Origin of the sequence: Rhodococcus sp. IEGM 1306 (assembly GCF_036541985.1) — a bacterium.
GTDB classification, from domain to species: domain Bacteria; phylum Actinomycetota; class Actinomycetes; order Mycobacteriales; family Mycobacteriaceae; genus Rhodococcus_F; species Rhodococcus_F qingshengii.
This window is the reverse complement of sequence record NZ_JAZHFF010000017.1, coordinates 30,291-47,520: the sequence shown is the minus strand read 5'-3', so window position 1 is coordinate 47,520 and position 17,230 is coordinate 30,291. Positions and strand designations below refer to the sequence as shown.

Annotated in this window: 11 protein-coding genes, 2 tRNA genes and 1 pseudogene; 3 read left to right on the top strand and 11 right to left on the bottom strand. The window is 63.3% G+C overall.

All coding sequences use genetic code 11. The features are described 5' to 3' along the window. The first annotated feature begins 14 nt into the window (after positions 1 to 14). The gene (locus V3587_RS28710; RefSeq protein WP_283377577.1) at positions 15 to 1,880 is read left to right on the top strand and encodes a helix-turn-helix domain-containing protein; all 1,866 of its coding nucleotides are present in this window, start codon (positions 15 to 17) and stop codon (positions 1,878 to 1,880) included. Here the strand turns inward: V3587_RS28710 and V3587_RS28705 are convergent. Then, the gene (locus tag V3587_RS28705) at positions 1,871 to 3,214 is read right to left on the bottom strand and encodes an MFS transporter (protein ID WP_042920739.1); all 1,344 of its coding nucleotides are present in this window, start codon (positions 3,212 to 3,214) and stop codon (positions 1,871 to 1,873) included. The genes V3587_RS28710 and V3587_RS28705 overlap by 10 nt on opposite strands. Before the next feature lie 304 nt (positions 3,215 to 3,518). Between V3587_RS28705 and V3587_RS28700 the strand changes: the two genes are divergently transcribed. Continuing rightward, a complete protein-coding gene (locus V3587_RS28700; RefSeq protein WP_283377576.1) occupies positions 3,519 to 4,046 on the top strand; it encodes a lipoprotein LpqH in 528 nt (175 codons plus the stop codon). A 31-nt stretch (positions 4,047 to 4,077) separates the two neighbouring features. On the opposite strand, the gene V3587_RS28695 is transcribed toward V3587_RS28700, so the two are convergent. Both V3587_RS28695 and V3587_RS28690 read right to left on the bottom strand, forming a co-directional pair. Further along, positions 4,078 to 5,022 carry a rhomboid family intramembrane serine protease gene (locus tag V3587_RS28695; RefSeq protein WP_030536709.1) on the bottom strand — a complete coding sequence of 315 codons (945 nt, stop codon included), beginning with the start codon at positions 5,020 to 5,022 and terminating at the stop codon, positions 4,078 to 4,080. A 17-nt stretch (positions 5,023 to 5,039) separates the two neighbouring features. Continuing rightward, positions 5,040 to 5,567, bottom strand: coding sequence for a peptidylprolyl isomerase (locus tag V3587_RS28690; RefSeq protein WP_007729190.1), 528 nt, complete (start codon positions 5,565 to 5,567; stop codon positions 5,040 to 5,042). A 90-nt stretch (positions 5,568 to 5,657) separates the two neighbouring features. Here V3587_RS28690 and V3587_RS28685 point away from each other — a divergent pair, with 90 nt between their 5' ends. Continuing rightward, entirely contained in the window at positions 5,658 to 6,110 is a 453-nt protein-coding gene (locus V3587_RS28685; RefSeq protein WP_039973062.1) for a hypothetical protein, read from the top strand. 57 nt (positions 6,111 to 6,167) lie between these two features. On the opposite strand, the gene V3587_RS28680 is transcribed toward V3587_RS28685, so the two are convergent. The 8 genes and pseudogenes from V3587_RS28680 to gyrB form a co-directional block, all read right to left on the bottom strand. Then, positions 6,168 to 7,445 (bottom strand): lipase family protein, encoded by a 1,278-nt coding sequence (locus V3587_RS28680; RefSeq protein WP_283377575.1) that lies wholly within the window; start codon positions 7,443 to 7,445, stop codon positions 6,168 to 6,170. Positions 7,446 to 7,572: 127 nt separating this feature from the next. Continuing rightward, the gene (locus tag V3587_RS28675; RefSeq protein WP_007729186.1) at positions 7,573 to 9,237 is read right to left on the bottom strand and encodes an alpha/beta hydrolase; all 1,665 of its coding nucleotides are present in this window, start codon (positions 9,235 to 9,237) and stop codon (positions 7,573 to 7,575) included. Positions 9,238 to 9,299: 62 nt separating this feature from the next. After that, positions 9,300 to 10,046 (bottom strand): annotated as a pseudogene (locus tag V3587_RS28670) (baeRF11 domain-containing protein). Positions 10,047 to 10,685: 639 nt separating this feature from the next. After that, positions 10,686 to 10,758 (bottom strand) — tRNA-Ala (locus V3587_RS28665). A gap of 176 nt (positions 10,759 to 10,934) precedes the next feature. Continuing rightward, a tRNA-Ile gene (locus V3587_RS28660) sits at positions 10,935 to 11,008 on the bottom strand. A gap of 75 nt (positions 11,009 to 11,083) precedes the next feature. After that, positions 11,084 to 12,478, bottom strand: coding sequence for a DUF3566 domain-containing protein (locus V3587_RS28655; protein ID WP_283377574.1), 1,395 nt, complete (start codon positions 12,476 to 12,478; stop codon positions 11,084 to 11,086). After that, the gene (gyrA, locus tag V3587_RS28650; RefSeq protein ID WP_047272672.1) at positions 12,478 to 15,009 is read right to left on the bottom strand and encodes a DNA gyrase subunit A; all 2,532 of its coding nucleotides are present in this window, start codon (positions 15,007 to 15,009) and stop codon (positions 12,478 to 12,480) included. The genes V3587_RS28655 and gyrA overlap by 1 nt, the downstream gene beginning before the upstream one ends. An 86-nt stretch (positions 15,010 to 15,095) precedes the next feature. Continuing rightward, on the bottom strand, positions 15,096 to 17,132 hold the full coding sequence (gene gyrB, locus V3587_RS28645; protein ID WP_003942515.1) for a DNA topoisomerase (ATP-hydrolyzing) subunit B: 2,037 nt from the start codon (positions 17,130 to 17,132) through the stop codon (positions 15,096 to 15,098). Positions 17,133 to 17,230: the final 98 nt, after the last annotated feature.

The window sequence follows — 17,230 nt, the reverse complement described above, 5'->3', positions numbered from 1 at the left end:
ACAAGGGAGCGCGGATGCACGAGAACTGGCTACAGCTTCTCCTGGCCGAGGCATCCACCGAGGAACTGATCGAACACCGCGATCAGTTGGCCGCTGGGTCAGGCCCCGAGGTCGCCGCCGAAATCGAGCGAGAAGCCCGATCGGCGCTTCAACTACGAAGTCTCCTGGCTCAGCGCCGACAGCGCGCCACCGAACTCGGGGCACTCAACGACATCGCGTCGCTGCTGACCACGATGCACGATCACCACGCCCTCCTGCAGGAGATCGTGCATCAGGCCAAACGACTACTCGGCGTCGACCTTTCGTACCTTGCTCTCATTCACGACGACATCTTGATCATCGAAGTCACGAGCGGTGCGTACACGTCCCAGCTACTCGGCCTCACGGTTCCCTTCCGCGAAGGTCTGATCGGTCGCGTGGTCGAGAACTCCTCTCCTGCTTGGTCTCCCGACTACCGAAACGATCCCTCGTTTGCACACATCGGACCGGCCGACGACGCAGCGCGAGCCGAGAACATGCGCGGCCTGCTGGCTGTGCCGCTGACTTTGAACGGCAAGATACTGGGTGCCCTGTGCGCGTGCAAACGTCAAGAGCGCCGATTCGGCAACGAGGAAGTTGCGTTGCTGTCCGCCCTCGCAGCCCATGCCTCGGTGGCGATCGAGAATGCCCGCTCTCTCGAACGCTATCGCGCGACGGTTGCAGAAGTGAACGCCGCGAACACCGAACTTGCCAAGCGCACAGCACTTCTCGAACAGACACTGACTTGGGATCGTTCGCTCACTCAGGTTGTCCTGCGCGGCGGCGGTGTTCGCGAACTCGTGGAGGAAACCTCGGCGTCGACGGGTTCGCCCGTGTTCTTCGTGACCGGAACATCCGAGATCCCACCGGGACTGCAACGGGTGAGCGAGAGCGTGCATCGGGTCTTCGACATCCTTGCCGCCGACCGACGCGAGCAGGAAGTGACGCTTATCGTCGGTGAGCAGTTCCTGTTCGCCACCGAAGTACGCAGTGCCGGTGACCAACTCGGAGTTCTGTTCCTACTCTCGCGCCAGGAACCCACCGCCGCCATGAGATTGGCACTCGAAAGGTCTGCTCCCGCCATTGCGCTGGCACTGGTCGGCGAACGGGCAGCCCGGGAAGCCACCCGCCGAGCACGCGATGCATTTCTGGTCGATCTGATCACCAGGCCTGCGCCGACGCCGGCCGAGGTCACCGGTCAGTTCCGCCTGGCCGGGCTCAATCCTGACCGCTCGTACACCGTCGTGGTGGCCCGCCCGGCCGACGCCGTCGACCGTGCGCGTCGCAGTATCGAGGAAATTGCATTCCCCTCGGGAACCGTTGTTGCCGAACATGGTTCACGAGTCATCGCACTGATTCCCGGAATGTCACCGGCAGCAGTTGCGGCGGCGTGGGTTCAGCCGGCGGAGAACCCGACAGTGGGAATCGCCGATCCCGCGGTGGGAGCGGAAGGTCTGGCGCGGGCGTATGTCGAGGCACAGCACACCGTCGACGTCCTCGAGACTCTCGGTCGGGCCTCCCACGTGGAACCGGCAAGTTCACTCGGCATCTACCGAATTCTCCTCAGCCGCACGGGCCGCGAAGAACTGGAAGCCCTGACAGAGCGTTCCCTCGGTCCTCTCCTCGAGGAGGAGCAACGACGCGGCGTTCCGCTATTGGACACCCTCGCGTCGTACCTGTCACACAATTGCAAGCACTCCGCGACCGCCGCCGCGCTCGCGATTCACGCCAACACTCTGTACCAACGGCTCGAGTCGATCGACCGATTGATCGGTACACAGTGGCGTCAGCCGGACCAGGCGCTCGATCTTGCGCTCCTGATCCGGCTGCGTGCCAGTGCCGGGAAACTCGGTCAGATCTGAGCGGGCTTGCTCGATCGCTTTGCCAGTGCCACCACAAGGATTGCGGCACAGAGCATCACGGCGCCCACCACCCACAGTCCTGCCTTGGCATTTCCGGTCACATCGGTGAGCCAGCCGGTGATGTACGGAGCACCGAAGCCCGACGCGTTGCCGATCGAGTTGATCATGGCGATGCCCGCGGCCGCGCTGGCACCCGTCAGGAACGTGGTGGGCAGGTACCAGAAGACGGGGAGCGCACAGAGGACGCCGACAGCAGTGAGCGAGACCGCAATCATGACGGTGAACGGTGAATCCAGGTACAGCGCAATCGGAATGGATACCGCGCCCAGGAGCGTCGGGGCTGCAACGTGCCACATTCGTTCACCGGTCTTGTCGGAATGGCGGCTCCACAGCACCATCGCGACAGCGCCGATCGCGTAGGGGACGGCCACGATCAGGCCTGTCTCGACGAGCGAGAAATCGGTGTCGAACGTCTGCTTGAATCCCGCGACGATGCTGGGCAGGAAGAAGCTCAAAGCGTAAAGCCCGTATGTGATTCCGAAGTAGACCAGACCGAAACCGATGACGCGGGGATCGCGCAGGGTCTTACCGGCCGACTGGTGACCGGCGTCGCCGAGTTCTTTCTCCTCGTCGGCCATCGACTTCATCAGCCAGGTGCGCTCCTCGAGGGTCAACCACTTTGCGTCGGCGGGACGATCGGTGAGGTAGAACCAGACGACAAACGCCAAGATCACGGCGGGCAGACCCTCGATCAGGTACATCACGCGCCATCCGGCGAGGCCGAACAGTCCGTCGCCGTACTGGATGATGGCGGCCGAGAGCGGGGCACCGAGCGCCGACGAGAGCGGAAGCGTCAGCAGGAACAAGCCCATCAGGCGTACGCGGTACTTCTTCGGGAACCAGAAGGTCAGGTAGAGAAGAACTCCGGGGAAGAAGCCGGCCTCGGCGATTCCCAGCAGAATGCGGAGGAAATAGAGGCTGCCCACGTTGGGCACGAATGCCAGCGCAGCGGCGAGGATGCCCCAGGTGAGCATGATCCGCGCGATCCACAGCCGGGCGCCGAAGCGGTGCAGGGCCAGGTTGCTCGGCACCTCGAACAACAGATAGCCGACGAAGAAGAGTCCGGAGGCGAGGCCGAACATCGTCTCGGTCATCCCGAGGTCGGCGCTCATGGTGAGCTTCGCGAAGGCGATGTTCGTACGATCCAGATAGTTCACGAAATAGAGCAGGATCAGGAAGGGAATCAGCCGGCGCGCTACCTTCTTCACCACGCGAGATTCGATCTCGCTCGGCGCAACCCCACCGTCAGTGGTGGTGCTATCGGTGGAGGTCATGGCAGGGGTACTCCTCGGAAAAGGTCAGCGTTGCTATCTACGAAGTGACTCAAGCCACAGTAGAAGCACGACTGAGCCCAACCTATGTGGACAATCTCTACAGAAGCCGTCTCTGCATGTGCGATTGCTCCCAAAGATCCGGCAGATGATCCCGGGCAGCCCGACGAACGTCCCTGAACAGTCGAAGGCGACAAACCCGTCTGAGCTGGGGGTTTAGAGCTACGAGCACCGAGTCACTGGCTAGTGTTGTCGGCGAAACAGCCAGAGCAAGTGCGGACGCACCGCGTGACTTGAAGGACAGAACATGACGAAGTTGGTTCGGACCACGATGACCCGCCGGTCCTCCACCGCAGTCGCTGCCACCCTCGCGGCGGTCGCTATATTCGCCTCCGCCTGCGGCAGCGACTCCGACAAGACCAACTCCGACAAGAGCGCTGCCGGCGCCTCGTCCGCTACATCCTCGGCCACCGTCGGCGGGAAGACGCTCGACGCCAAATTCGAGACGAAGTGCGCAAAGGACGGCGGCACGACAGTTATGACACTGCTCGACGCGGAAAATCCCACCTACGGCATGTTGACCGTCTCGGCCATCGTCGATGAATCCGGCACGGTTCAGACTGCCGGAATCGCCGGAAGCGAGGGTGGATCGAACGGTCTGCCGTACACCGCCGGATTCGCACCGGGACTGCCCGGCGGATCTGCCAGTGCCAAGCAGAACGGCGATACCTTCGTGGTGACGGGCGAGGGAATCGGCGCCCGGGACAAGGGCAACCCGACGGCGACGTCGAGCTTCGAGATCACGTTCGCCTGTGAGTCCATCATCGGCGGCTGAGCCATAGAACGGCTGGGCCCTAGGATTCTTGCTAGCTGATTCCCAGCTGTTCGCGCAGTTGAACGACGCGGAGCACGATGACTCCCAACGTCACCACAGTGACGGCACCAAAAGCGATCCAGCCGATCCGCACCGCCTTCACGCGGTTCTCACCGGCGCCCAACCACTGCGGGGCGTACAGGAATGCAGCGGCCGTTGCGGCACCTGCCACCAGACCTCCCGCGTGACCCCAGAACGAGATCCCGGGCAGCGAAATGCTGATGATCACATTGATCGCGATCACCGAGATGATCGGGACCGGGCTTCGACGCAAACGCAATAGAAGGACTGCCTGTGCGCCCATGATGCCGAAGATCGCTCCCGACGCCCCAGCAGTCCAGGACAGGGCCGTGAGCGAAGAGAACACCGGCTGGAATGCCATCACCGAGGCTGAACCGCCGAGAAGCGAAACCAGGTAGATGCCGATGTACCTCGAGCGGCCCATCACGATTTCGGTGTCGCGTCCGAGGATGTAGAGGGCGTACATGTTGACCGCGAGGTGCAAGATGCCGAAGTGCAAGAACCCGGAGCCGATGAGCCGGAACCAGTCACCGCTGGCGACCAGACCCGGATTGAGTGCCCAGTTCGCGAAGATCGACGAGCCGACCTGATTGTTCATGATGCTTCGCGACTGCGCGAAGGTGGCGAGGAACGCCAGGACGTTGAGCCCCATCAAGGTGTACGTCACGATCGGGATCGCACGGGCGGGGCTCACGGTGTTTCCGGCGACGCCCCGAACGGGGCGGACATCGCGTTGGCCGGCAGCTACACAGTCAACACATTGGTATCCCACCGCCGCCTCGCGGAGGCAGTCCGGGCACGCCGGACGTCCACAACGATTGCAGGAAAGTGCGGTGGGTCGATCTGGATGGCGGACGCACCGCGGTTGGGGCGGGATGCCCTCACTCGCACCGCCGCCCCAACCGGGGTTCGTCATCTGCTTGTTTTACCTGTTCAGGAGATGGTGATGCTGTTGATCACGACGGGCTCGACCGGACGATCGCCACGATCGACGGCGGTGGAGGAGATAGCGTCGACAACCTTCTTGGAATCGTCGTCGAGAACCTCACCGAAGATGGTGTGGCGACGGTTCAGGTGCGGCGTCGGGCCGGTAGTGATGAAGAACTGCGAGCCGTTGGTTCCCGGGCCTGCGTTGGCCATGGCCAGCAAGTAGGAGCGGTCGAACTGCAGTTCCGGGTGGAACTCGTCACCGAACTTGTAGCCCGGGCCGCCGGTGCCGGTTCCGGTGGGGTCGCCACCCTGGATCATGAAGCCGTCGATGACGCGGTGGAAGATGGCACCGTCGTAGAACGGGCCGGTCTTGGTGCCGGCGGCGTTTGCGGTGGTGTACTCCTTCGAGCCGTCGGCGAGGCCGACGAAGTTCTCGACGGTCTTCGGCGCATGGTTGCCGAACAGAGCGATCTTGATGTCGCCGCGGTTCGTGTGCAGCGTTGCGGTTGCGGTCTGATGAGTTGAAGTCACACCACCATCGTGCCATTGCCGGCGTTCTCGCGGATGTCGCCCCGCAAAAGTCTCCCTGTCCTCGCCCCACTGTTATGGCACAGTGAAGTCATGACACGAGTGACCGAGTCCCTCAGCACGCAGTTGCCCGACACCTTCGATCACGCGCGCGCCCGCGTCGAGGACACCTTCGACGAGACTGCCGCCTACCTCGAAGAGACAGCTGCTCGCATCAAGGAGTCCGAGGCAGCCGACAACGCTCGCCGTATCGCCGCGGTGGTCGCGACGTCGGTCGCTCGCGGCGCTGGGCAGGTCGGGTTGTTCCTGGGTCGTCAGGGCAAAGTCCTCGCCAAGAAGGGCGTCGAGCGCGCAAAGGCCATCCCCACGAAATCCACGGAACGCACCGAGAAGCCTCGCGGTCGCAAGCGCGTCACCGTGTTCGTCATCGCCGGTGTTGCGGTGATCGGTGGCGCGGTGTTCTTCAAGAGCCGCCGACGCGAGCATCCGCCGGTCGCTTCCGCACCCCCTCGCCTCGAGGAGAACTCGGCCGAGAAGACCGCTTAGTCGAGATACGAAAAGCCCCGGAACAGATTGTGTTCCGGGGCTTTTCGATGTTCACGTTCAGCAGTTGGACGGTGCCGGGACGTTGTTGAAGCGATCGATCATGTATCCGATGGATTCGGGGGTACCCACCAGGTACGGCGTCGCATGATTGATTGCCAGTCCCGGAATGATCGGGGGCAGTTCGTTGACGGAGAACTGCACCGTCGCGCCCTTGCCGCACCAGTCTCGCGCCAGTTGCTGTCCCTGGCCGAACGGAACGATGTCGTCGGAGCGGCCATGCTGAATGAGCACGGGCGACTCCGGCGTCAGCTTGCCGATCTTCTGCTCGTCGAGGATTGCCTGCGCCATGGGTAGACGCGCCAGAACTGCGGAGAGTGATTCACCGGAATTGGTGAAGCTCGACGACTGCTGGAAGCCGAACTGCAATCCACTTTCCGCGACGCACTGGTTCTTGGTGGCGGCCAACATCTGTCGGCCGCGATCGTTGATCTCGGCGTCGAGCAGCGGCTGAACCTCGGGGTACTGCGCAAGGATCCCGTTGAGCGCGTAGCCGATCACTCCGGTGAGGAACGTGCCGTCGACCTGCTGCAGCGTCGCCGCCAGATCGGCGGGCGGTGCACCTGCATACGTGCCCTTGAGATCAAGCTCCGGAGCGTACGACGGCTTCAATTCCGTTGCGGCAGCGGCAGCTCCACCACCTTGCGAGTAACCCCACAGTCCGACGGGGCCGTCGGCGGAAATGCTCGTGTTCGGGAGTTGCTGAGCGGCTCGCACCGAGTCCAGAACCGCGTGCGCTTCGGCTTCACGGTTGACGTAGGTGTGATCGCCCGGAGTTCCGAGGCCCTCGTAATCGGTGACAACGACGGCAATGCCGTTGAGCAGCAACGTGTTCACCCAGATGGACTCGTAGCCGACCATGACGTCCGTCGGGAACTGGTACTCGATACCGGTGTTGAACAGCTTGGATGGTGCGCATTGATCGCCCTGCCCATGCGTTCCTACCGCTGCGGCAACCAGTGGACGCGCCCCCTGCCCGGTCCACGGGTTCGACGGTTCGAGATAGGTGCCCGTCACGGCAACGGGGGCGCCCTTGGCGTCCTCGCTTCGGTACATGATCTTGGTGGCGGTTGCCGGCCACGCACCGTTCGATCCGGGCACGCTCAGCAGCAGTGGTGACGGCTCACTCTTGATGAGATCTCCGTTGGCACCTGCCGGAAGCTCGACCGGCGGCGTGTAGAAATCCGCCGGCCCCGCCGTTGCGGCAGGGGCCGTCACAGCACCCATGACCAGTGCCGCGACGGAGACCCCTGCCGCCCACCATGCTCTGCTCTTCACGTTTCGATCTCCCCACGTTCGCTTGCGCTGTGGCTTGGCACACAGCGAACGCAGAGTAACACATACCTCACGTAACACTTTTTCGTGAGGTTTTCGCCTTAACAGGCTGAATTACAACCGTTTACGACTACTTCGTGGGCTCCAGATTGGTGGTCAGCAGCGCACGAAGCTTGTCGGTATCAGCCGAGGTCCAGGCCTCGGGGTGCAGGATCTTGGCCCACATGTCCGCTGCATCCTCGCCGTAATTGTGACCGTGCCCGGACGGGACGTCAGCCGAGAAGACCATGTCGAGGGTTACCTGCCAGAAGGTCACGAGAGGAACCCACGTCATTCCCGGATCCACGTCGCGACCCAGCGGTTCCTTGAGCCAATCCGGCTTGTTGAGCAGCAGGTCGAAGGACCACCACGTGATCGGGTCGCTGGCGTGCTGCCAGTACACGATGCGATCGTCGTCCCAGTCCGACTTCAGCTCCAGATCTTCCGGATCACCGGCAAACCGAATTGCCTGGCCGCCGTCGATCACCGGCAGAATCTCCGGTGAGCCCGAGTCACGACTGTCCGTGATTTCCTGCCACTGAGCAGTGAAGTTGGGGGTTCCGACCCACAGTGCGCCGTCGACGCGCGTCATCATGTCCTGGGCGCCGGCGAATGCGGCCTGGCCACCGTAGGAGCCGAGGCTCTCACCGAAGACAACCAGTTCGGGTCGCGTCTCAACGGGCAAGTCGATCCACTTGGCGTAGACCGCGTTGAACAGCGCGCGGCCGGCGATCATCGGCGTCTCACGGTCGGCGATGAAGGCCAACGGACTCGGAAGGAACGAGTACTGCATCGACGCGATCGCCGTGTCCCCGCCCTCGACGTACTCGAACGCCGACGCGACGTCCTCGTTCACCCAACCGCGACCGGTGGTCGTGACAACTGCGAGAGTTCCGCGGTCGAATCCGCCGGTGCGCTCCAACTCGTCGACGACCCGCTGTGCGACACCGTTGATCGAGTCCGAGGATTCACGTCCGGCATACACCCGGATCGGTTGCTTCGCTTCACGTCCGGTCAATGCAGAGATCTCGGCTGCGGTGGGACCGCTACCCATGAAGGTGCGCCCCTCCTGGCCGAGAGAATCCCAAGCCTCGGCGGACATCGGCGAACCGCTGCGCTCTGCAATCATGGGCTGTTCGATGCCGTCCGGTGTTTCGTGATCCGCACCGGAGAAACTCCAGTTCGCGAAGGCGATCAGCCCGTTGTACAGCGCACCGTTCACGATGAAGATGCCGAGGGCGAAGATGACGATCAAGCTGCCGACCTTCGCCGCCTCGAGGGGAACGAACCGTAGTGCGACGGCGGTGAGCTTGTTGGTGGTGAACCGAAGACCACGGCCTGCCTCGAGCAGGATGAACCAGATTCCGAGCGAAATCATCAGCACCAGAAGATAATTCGCTTGATTGGTGCGTGGAGCTTCCACGAGATCGCGAACGATCTGCTGCCACCACGAACCGAGGACCAAGAACGTCGGCACCAGAATGACGGCCGCGACCAACAGGATTCGCCAGCCGATCTTCTTGGTGCGATCCGACCACTGCGGTTCGACGCCGCACTTGCGGATCATCCAGGCGACCGTCACGCCGACGCCGTATCCCATCGCGAGCGAGATGCCCGTCGCAACGCCCTGCAGGTACCACGCGCGCGGCAACAGGGACGGACTCATCGACCAGGTGAAGAAGACCAGAGCAAAGGCAAGCCCGACCGGGTGCAGCGTCTTGCAGTAGAGGCGCAGCCGTTCCCACACACGTTTCATGCCGGAATCGTATGCGCCCCGTGCCCGAATCAGGTCACGAAGCGCACACGCGTCCAGTCTGTTTACGGGGCGAAGCGCAAAATCGCGGCAACTGCGCCGCCGCCCGGAATGTCCTCCGCGCGAACAGCGAGCACCCGCGCACCCGTCAGGAGCGCACGACGAGCGATCTCGTCGACGACCCCGTAGGTGCTTCCGTTGGTCGACTCACCGGTCGTGAGAGCGCCCGTCTGGGGATCGAGACTTCCGGGTACGACGGAATCGATGTCGATGAAAACGGTGTCGACCTGTCCGTACGTCGCGGCTGTTGCCACGTCGGCGACGTCGGTTTGAGTGCGACCTTGTTCCGTGCGCACATTGAAGGTGTCCCGCACCGCCGCCAGCTGCTCGGCATGGAAGTCGTCGAGCGCCGGACGCGAACCGTCCGCCACTTCCTGCGTCGACAAGGCTTCGGGGTTTCCCTCGACGGTTTTGTCGACCAGGTGGCGGTACGAATTCACGGAGCGATACACCGACGCGATGGGTTCCGCAGCGGCCAGAATCAAGGGGACGTCACGGCCGGCGAGCACACCGCGGACCTCGTGATCGACTGCGCGGGCGTACTGATTGACGCGCAGCTTTCGGCTGTCCGAACCCTAGAGCCGACCCGCCTCGGTGCGACTGTTGATCGACGACTTGCCCGCGTGATCCGCAGCGTTCTTCGGCATTCCCTGAACACGAACCTCGTCGGCCGGTTGATCGGCGGCGATCTCGATCAGTCGCACCGAACCCTCTGCCAGAGCGAGAACAAACGCCGTCTGGGGGAACGTCACCGAACGGAGCAGTGGCTTGAGATGAAACCGATCGCTGACCGTTTCGAGCGCCTGCAGACGGTTGGGGAGGCGGAAGGTCACCAGACGGTCCGGCGTCGCGTACGTGACCAATGAGCGCGACTGGAAGCGCCAGAAATCGTCGTCGTCGTCGAGTTCTGCGTATTCGGCCTCGAACTGCTTGCGCTCGGCCGGATCCTCCACCGATGCGAGTGCCGAGCGGACCTGGTCCTTGAAGGCTATGCGCGCTTTGTCGTAATCCTGCGGCGCATCTTCAGTCGGAGTAACGATGGTGATGCAGGTGGGCCCCTCCACCTCCGCGAGTGCGGCAATTTCACCGTGGCTGGGAATGTCGTTGTGAAGCACTACGAACCTCCTGAAATTGGGTTCTCCTCAAACTACGCCCGGCTGGTTATGACCACTAGACTTTCCGGAGAATTCGGGACGAACGGTCCATAGTTGGCGCGGTTCTGGCCACCCCACTCCGAGCGAACGGCATGTTCATCGCCTTCAGTGCGCCGAAAGTACCGTTCGCTCAAGAAGGGGAGGCCACGAGTCGGGCACCGGCCGGGGCGAGCAGAGATCGGGTACATCGGCATACAAAAACACCCTCCCGGATCCCGGGAGGGTGTTTTCTTACTGTGGAGCCTAGGAGATTCGAACTCCTGACATCTGCCTTGCAAAGGCAGCGCTCTACCAACTGAGCTAAGGCCCCGTTCGGTTTTCTGACCGGAGTCAGAGTACCTAGGTTCTATCCTGTTTCCAAATCGTGCCAAACCTTGTCTCCGCGCTGACTTTTGATCAGCTTGGTGACCCCGAGAGCTACCAGAATTCCGGCCCCGACAAGCAGGAAAACCTTCATTCCAGCAACCCTTCTTCGGCACATGGGAGTGGGCCTAGGAGGACTTGAACCTCCGACCTCTTCATTATCAGTAAAGCGCTCTAACCACCTGAGCTATAGGCCCCTGAACCGATTCCAAAGATTACCCCACCGGGCCGCTGACACCAAAACGGGCCCGGCGGAGCAATGTTTTCGCAGGTCAGTCGCGGTCGGCGAGAGTTACCTCGACGCCGCCAACCAGGTCGCTGCAGAGGTTGTAGATGAACGATCCGATCGTGACGAGTGCCGTGAAAAGCACCATGTTCGCGATACCGATCAGTGCGGCGTAGCCGAACACCTGGCCGGCCGTCACCAGACCGTCGGAGCCGCCGTCGGCAACGATGTCGGTGAACGCGTTGTTCAGGCGATCCCAGACGCCCATGCCGTCGAGAACCACGTAGAGCAGTCCGACGGCCACCATCCACACGAAGAACAGCGACACCGAGATCACGGATGTGATCTTGAGCGTGGACCACGGGTCGATACGACGGATCTGGACCGTTGCGCGCAGCGGCGCACCGTCCACGACCGAGGCCGATACGGCGTGAGTTTTCTCACCCTTCACCGCAGCAGGCAACGGATGCTTGGCCTCGGAGAGGTCAGGCATGTCCTTCGGTAGATCCTTGCGATCGATGTGCCGAGTCGGCCCGTCGATCGCGGCGGCTTTTGCTTTCGGATTAGCGACCGTGGGATTGGCGACCGTGGCGTTTCCAGCCTTGGGATTTGCGCCCGAGGGTGTAACAGCCTTGGCTGCTGCCGCGCCGGCGACGCCACCGGTAGCTGCGGCAGCCGCCGTTCCCGTCACGACGGGACGTGCCGACGGGTTGCCGGCAGGACGACCCGTCGGTGCACCGGCAGCGGGGCGACCCGATTGCGGCTGTCCCTTCGGCGCACCACCCTGCGCGGGGTTTTTGGCCGGACCACCCTGCGCCGGACCACCCTGCGCCGGGCCGGCCGCTGCAGGACGCTGCGGACCCGCAGGCGGCTTACCCCCGGCAGGAGCTGCCGGTCGACCCGCAGGAGCACCAGCGCCGGCTGGGCGCGTGATGTTGGTCTGCGGCTGACTTTGCGGCGCCTGATTCTGCGGTGGCTGAGTCTTCGACGCCGGGGCTTTGGACGCCGGGTTCTGAGCAGCGGGGTTCTGAGCTCGCTGCCCCTGCGGCTGACCCGACGGCTGGGGTCCGCGTTGCCACGGCGGCGCCTGGCTGCCACGAGCCTGATTGGCAACCGGTTGCGGCGGAGCCTGACCGTCACCCTTTGCCGGAGTTACCGGCGCAGCCGGAGCCACTGAAGGAGCGGAAGGAGCTTGACCCTTGGCCGCACCCGCGGCGTCGGAAGCCCCACCCGCCGGCTTCTGAGCCGACGGGCCGCGAGGCGGCTCCGGTGCCTTGGGCGCCGGAGCTGCCTCGGAAGCTTTGGGTCCGCCGTCCGCTGGAGCTGCAGGTTTCGAGGTCTGCGGCCCCGCCGGAGCAGTTGCCTGCTCCGGCTTCGGTGGCGTCGAACCTGAAGTGCTTTCGCTCTTCTGGTCACTGCCCGGCTGGTTGGGAGTGCTCACTAGGACTCCTTAGCTCCATCGGCATTGTCTGCGTTGTCGGTGGTCTCTGCAGCGAGCTCTTCGGGCTCGTCGGCGTTGCGCGCAATCGCGAGCAGTGTGTCGCCTTCGCCGAGGTTCATCAGACGCACGCCCTTGGTCTGGCGTCCCGCCTTACGAACCTGCTTGGCAGCCGTCCTGATGACGCCGCCGCCCGAGGTGATCGCGTACAGCTCGTCGTCGTCGTCGACGATGAGCGCACCGACCAGAGTGCCACGTTTCTTGTCGTACTGAATCGTGAGCACGCCCTTGCCGCCGCGACCCTGCACCGGGTAATCCTCCATGCCGGTTCGCTTGGAGTAACCGCCCGAGGTGGCGACCAGGAGGAACGTTCCTTCACGAACGACGTTGAGCGAGAGCAGCTCGTCGTCACCGTTGAAACGCATGCCCTGGACACCGGAAGTGGCGCGGCCCATCGGACGCAGTGCCTCGTCGGTGGCCGAGAAGCGGATCGACTGGCCCTGTGCCGAGACGAGAAGGAGGTCGTCTTCGGCGGAGCAGAGGACAGCGCCGACCAGTTCGTCTTCACCGCGCAGGTTGATGGCGACGATGCCACCGCTGCGGTTGGAGTCGAAGTCGGTGAGCTTGGACTTCTTGACCAGACCGTTGCGAGTGGCGAGCACCAGGTAGGGCGCGTCTTCGTACGTCTTGATCTGGATGACGGACTGAATGCGCTCGTCCGGCTGGAAGGCCAGCAGGTTGGCAACGTGCTGACCGCGAGCGGTACGGCTCGCCTCGGGCAGTTCGTAAGCCTTGGCGCGGTAGACGCGGCCCTTCGTGGTGAAGAACAGCAGCCAGTCGTGCGTCGACGTGACGAAGAAGTGCGAGACGATGTCGTCCTGCTTGAGGCCGGCACCCTGAACACCCTTGCCGCCGCGCTTCTGCGAGCGGTACAGGTCGGTCTTGGTGCGCTTGGCGTAACCGGTCTCGGTGATCGTGACGACGACGTCTTCGCGGGCGATCAGATCCTCGTCGTTGACGTCTCCGTCGGCGGCGATGATGCGGGTACGACGGTCGTCGCCGTACTTGTCGACGATTTCCTTGAGCTCGTCACGAACGATCGCGCGCTGACGCTCCGGGCGAGCCAGAATGTCTTCGAGGTCCGCGATTTCGAGTTCGATCTCGGCCAACTCGTCGACGATCTTCTGACGCTCGAGGGCGGCCAGACGACGCAGCTGCATGCCGAGGATGGCGTCGGCCTGGATCTCGTCGACGTCGAGGAGTTCCATCAATCCGGCGCGAGCGATGTCGACGGTCTGCGACGCACGGATCAAGGCGATGACCTCGTCCAGAGCGTCGAGGGCCTTGACCAGACCGCGCAGGATGTGGGCGCGCTCCTGTGCCTTGCGAAGCAGGTACCTGGTACGACGAACGATGACCTCGAGCTGATGCGCCGTGTACAGACGGATCATCTGGTCGAGGCGCAGCGTGCGCGGCACTCCGTCGACGATGGAGAGCATGTTGCAGCCGAAGCTGGTCTGCAGCTGGGTGTGCTTGTAAAGGTTGTTCAGCACGACCTTGGCAACGGCGTCACGCTTGACGGTGACGACGATGCGCATGCCGACGCGGTCCGAGGACTCGTCGTGGATGTCGGAGATGCCACCGATCTTGGCGTCACGAACCTGCTCCGCGATGGAGGTGATCAGGTTGTCCGGGTTGACCTGGTAGGGCAGCTCGGTGATGACGATCGTGGTGCGGCCCTTGGCATCTTCTTCGATCTCGACGACGCCGCGCATACGAACGGAGCCACGGCCGGTGGTGTAGGCGTCCTGGATGCCCTGTCCACCGACGATGAGCCCGTGCGTGGGGAAGTCGGGTCCCTTGATGCGCTCCATGACGGCCGCGAGGGTGGCTTCCTCGTCCGCTTCGAAGTTGTCGAGCGCCCAGTAGATGGCCTCGGCAACTTCACGCAGGTTGTGCGGCGGAATGTTGGTGGCCATACCGACGGCGATGCCGTTGGAACCGTTGATCAGCAGGTTCGGGATACGGCTGGGCAGAACCGTCGGTTCCTGCGTCTTGCCGTCGTAGTTCGGGGTGAAATCGACTGTCTCGTGGTCGATTTCGCGCAGCATTTCCATCGCGAGCGGCGTGAGCCTGCACTCGGTGTAACGCATGGCGGCTGCGCCGTCGTTGCCGCGGGATCCGAAGTTTCCCTGACCGTCGACGAGCGGGTAACGCAGCGACCACGGCTGGGCCATACGGACCAACGTGTCGTAGATCGAGGAGTCGCCGTGGGGGTGGTAGTTACCCATGGTCTCGGCGACCGGTCGGGCAGACTTCACGTATCCGCGGTCGGGGCGATATCCGTTGTCGTACATCGCGTAGAGCACGCGGCGGTGCACCGGCTTGAGTCCGTCGCGGACATCCGGCAGAGCGCGACCGACGATGACGCTCATGGCGTAGTCGATGTAGCTGTTCTGCATTTCCTGCTGGATGTCGACCGGTTCGATCCGGTCGTGTTGCGGACCGTCCGGTGGCAACGTGGTGTCGGTCATGAGCTCACTTTCTTAAAAGAGGGGGCAAGCCCCTGTGCGCGGAAAAGGAGTCCGGGGACTCCTCAACCGCTCACAGGGCCGCAGGCCTACACGTCGAGGAAACGAACGTCCCGGGCATTGCGGGTGATGAAGCTGCGTCGTGCTTCGACGTCTTCGCCCATCAGCACGCTGAACAGCTCGTCGGCAGCAGCCGCGTCGTCGAGCGTGACGAGACGCAGAACGCGCACCGTCGGGTCCATCGTGGTTTCCCACAGCTCCTTGGCGTTCATCTCGCCGAGGCCTTTGTAGCGCTGGATGCCGTCGTCCTTGTTGATCTTCTTGCCGGACTCGAGGCCGGCCTTGACCATCGCGTCGCGCTCGCGGTCGGAGTACGCGAATTCCGGCTGCGCACCCTTCTGCCACTTGAGCTTGTACAGCGGCGGCTGCGCGAGGTAGACCTTGCCGTGCTCGACGAGCGGCCGCATGAAGCGGAACAGCAGCGTGAGCAGCAGCGTTGCGATGTGCTGACCGTCGACGTCGGCGTCGGCCATGAGCACGATCTTGTGATAGCGCAGCTTGGCGATGTCGAACTCGTCGTGGATGCCCGTGCCGAACGCGGTGATGATCGACTGGACTTCGGTGTTCTTGAGGACGCGATCGATACGCGCCTTCTCGACGTTGATGATCTTTCCGCGAAGCGGGAGGATCGCCTGGTACATCGAGTCTCGGCCGGACTTGGCCGAGCCGCCTGCGGAGTCGCCCTCCACGATGTAGATCTCGGACTTCTCCGGATCGTTGGAGCGGCAATCGGCGAGCTTGCCTGGCAGGCCACCGAGGTCGGTCGCGCTCTTACGACGGACCAGCTCACGCGCCTTACGTGCGGCGACGCGGGCCTGCGCCGACGAAACAGCCTTGTTCACAATGGTTTTCGCGTCGGCCGGGTTCGCCTCGAACCAGTGCGCGAGGTGCTCGTTGCACGCCTTCTGCACGAAGGACTTGACCTCGGTATTGCCGAGCTTGGTCTTGGTCTGACCCTCGAACTGGGGTTCACCGACCTTCACCGAGATGATGGCCGCAAGTCCTTCACGGATGTCGTCACCGGTGAGCTTGGGATCTTTGTCCTTGAGCAGCTTCTTTTCGAGCGCGTACTTGTTGACCGTTGCGGTCAGTGCGGCGCGGAAGCCCTCTTCGTGGGTACCACCCTCGTGGGTGTTGATCGTGTTGGCGAAGGTGTGCACCGACTCCGAGTAGCCGGAGTTCCACTGCATTGCGACCTCGAGCTCGTGGCCGGTGCCCTTGGCGGTGAATCCGACGACCGAGTTGTGGATCGGGGTCTTGCTCTTGTTGATGTGCCGGACGTAGTCCTCGAGTCCACCGGGGTAGTGGTAGATACGGGTCTTGGACTTACGCGGCGCTGCCTGAGCAGCTTCTTCGGCTTCTTCGGCAGCAGACTTGGGAGCCTCGGCCACCTCGGCAGCTTCGTCGTCGATGACCTCGGCGCGCTCGTCGGTCAGCGTGATGGTCAGGCCCTTGTTGAGGAAGGCCATTTCCTGCAGACGACGCGCAACGGTCTCGAAGTTGTAGCGGGTGGTCTCGAAGATCTCGGGATCGGCCCAGAAACTGACGGTGGTGCCGGTCTCCTTCGTCGGGTCGCCCTGTACGAGCTCTCCCGGCTTGGAATCGGTGTACGTCTGCTGCCACCGGTAGCCGTCGACCTTGATGTCGACGTCGAGCCGGGTGGAGAGCGCGTTGACCACCGAGATACCGACGCCGTGCAGACCACCGGAGACGGCGTAGGAGTCGGAGTCGAACTTGCCGCCGGCGTGCAGCTGGGTCAGCACGACCTCGACGGTGGGAACTCCGGAGGCGTGCATGCCGACCGGGATGCCACGGCCGTCGTCGATGACGCGGATTCCGCCGTCTTCGAGGAGGGTGACCTCGACCTTGGTGGCGTGTCCGGCCATCGCCTCGTCGACCGAGTTGTCGACGACCTCCCAAATGAGGTGGTGCAGGCCGCGTTCACCGGTGGAACCGATGTACATGCCTGGACGCTTACGTACCGCCTCGAGTCCTTCGAGGACGGTGATGGACGACGCGTTGTAGTCCTTGCTGGAAGTGCTTGTATCTGACTTCTGGGCAGCCACGGGTGGGTAGCTCTCCTTCTCCGTCAATACTCGAGCGCAGCCGTCAGCAAGCCCTTGCGGGTGTCGTCGGAGCGGGTTCGAGAATGTTGCCGCTAGTT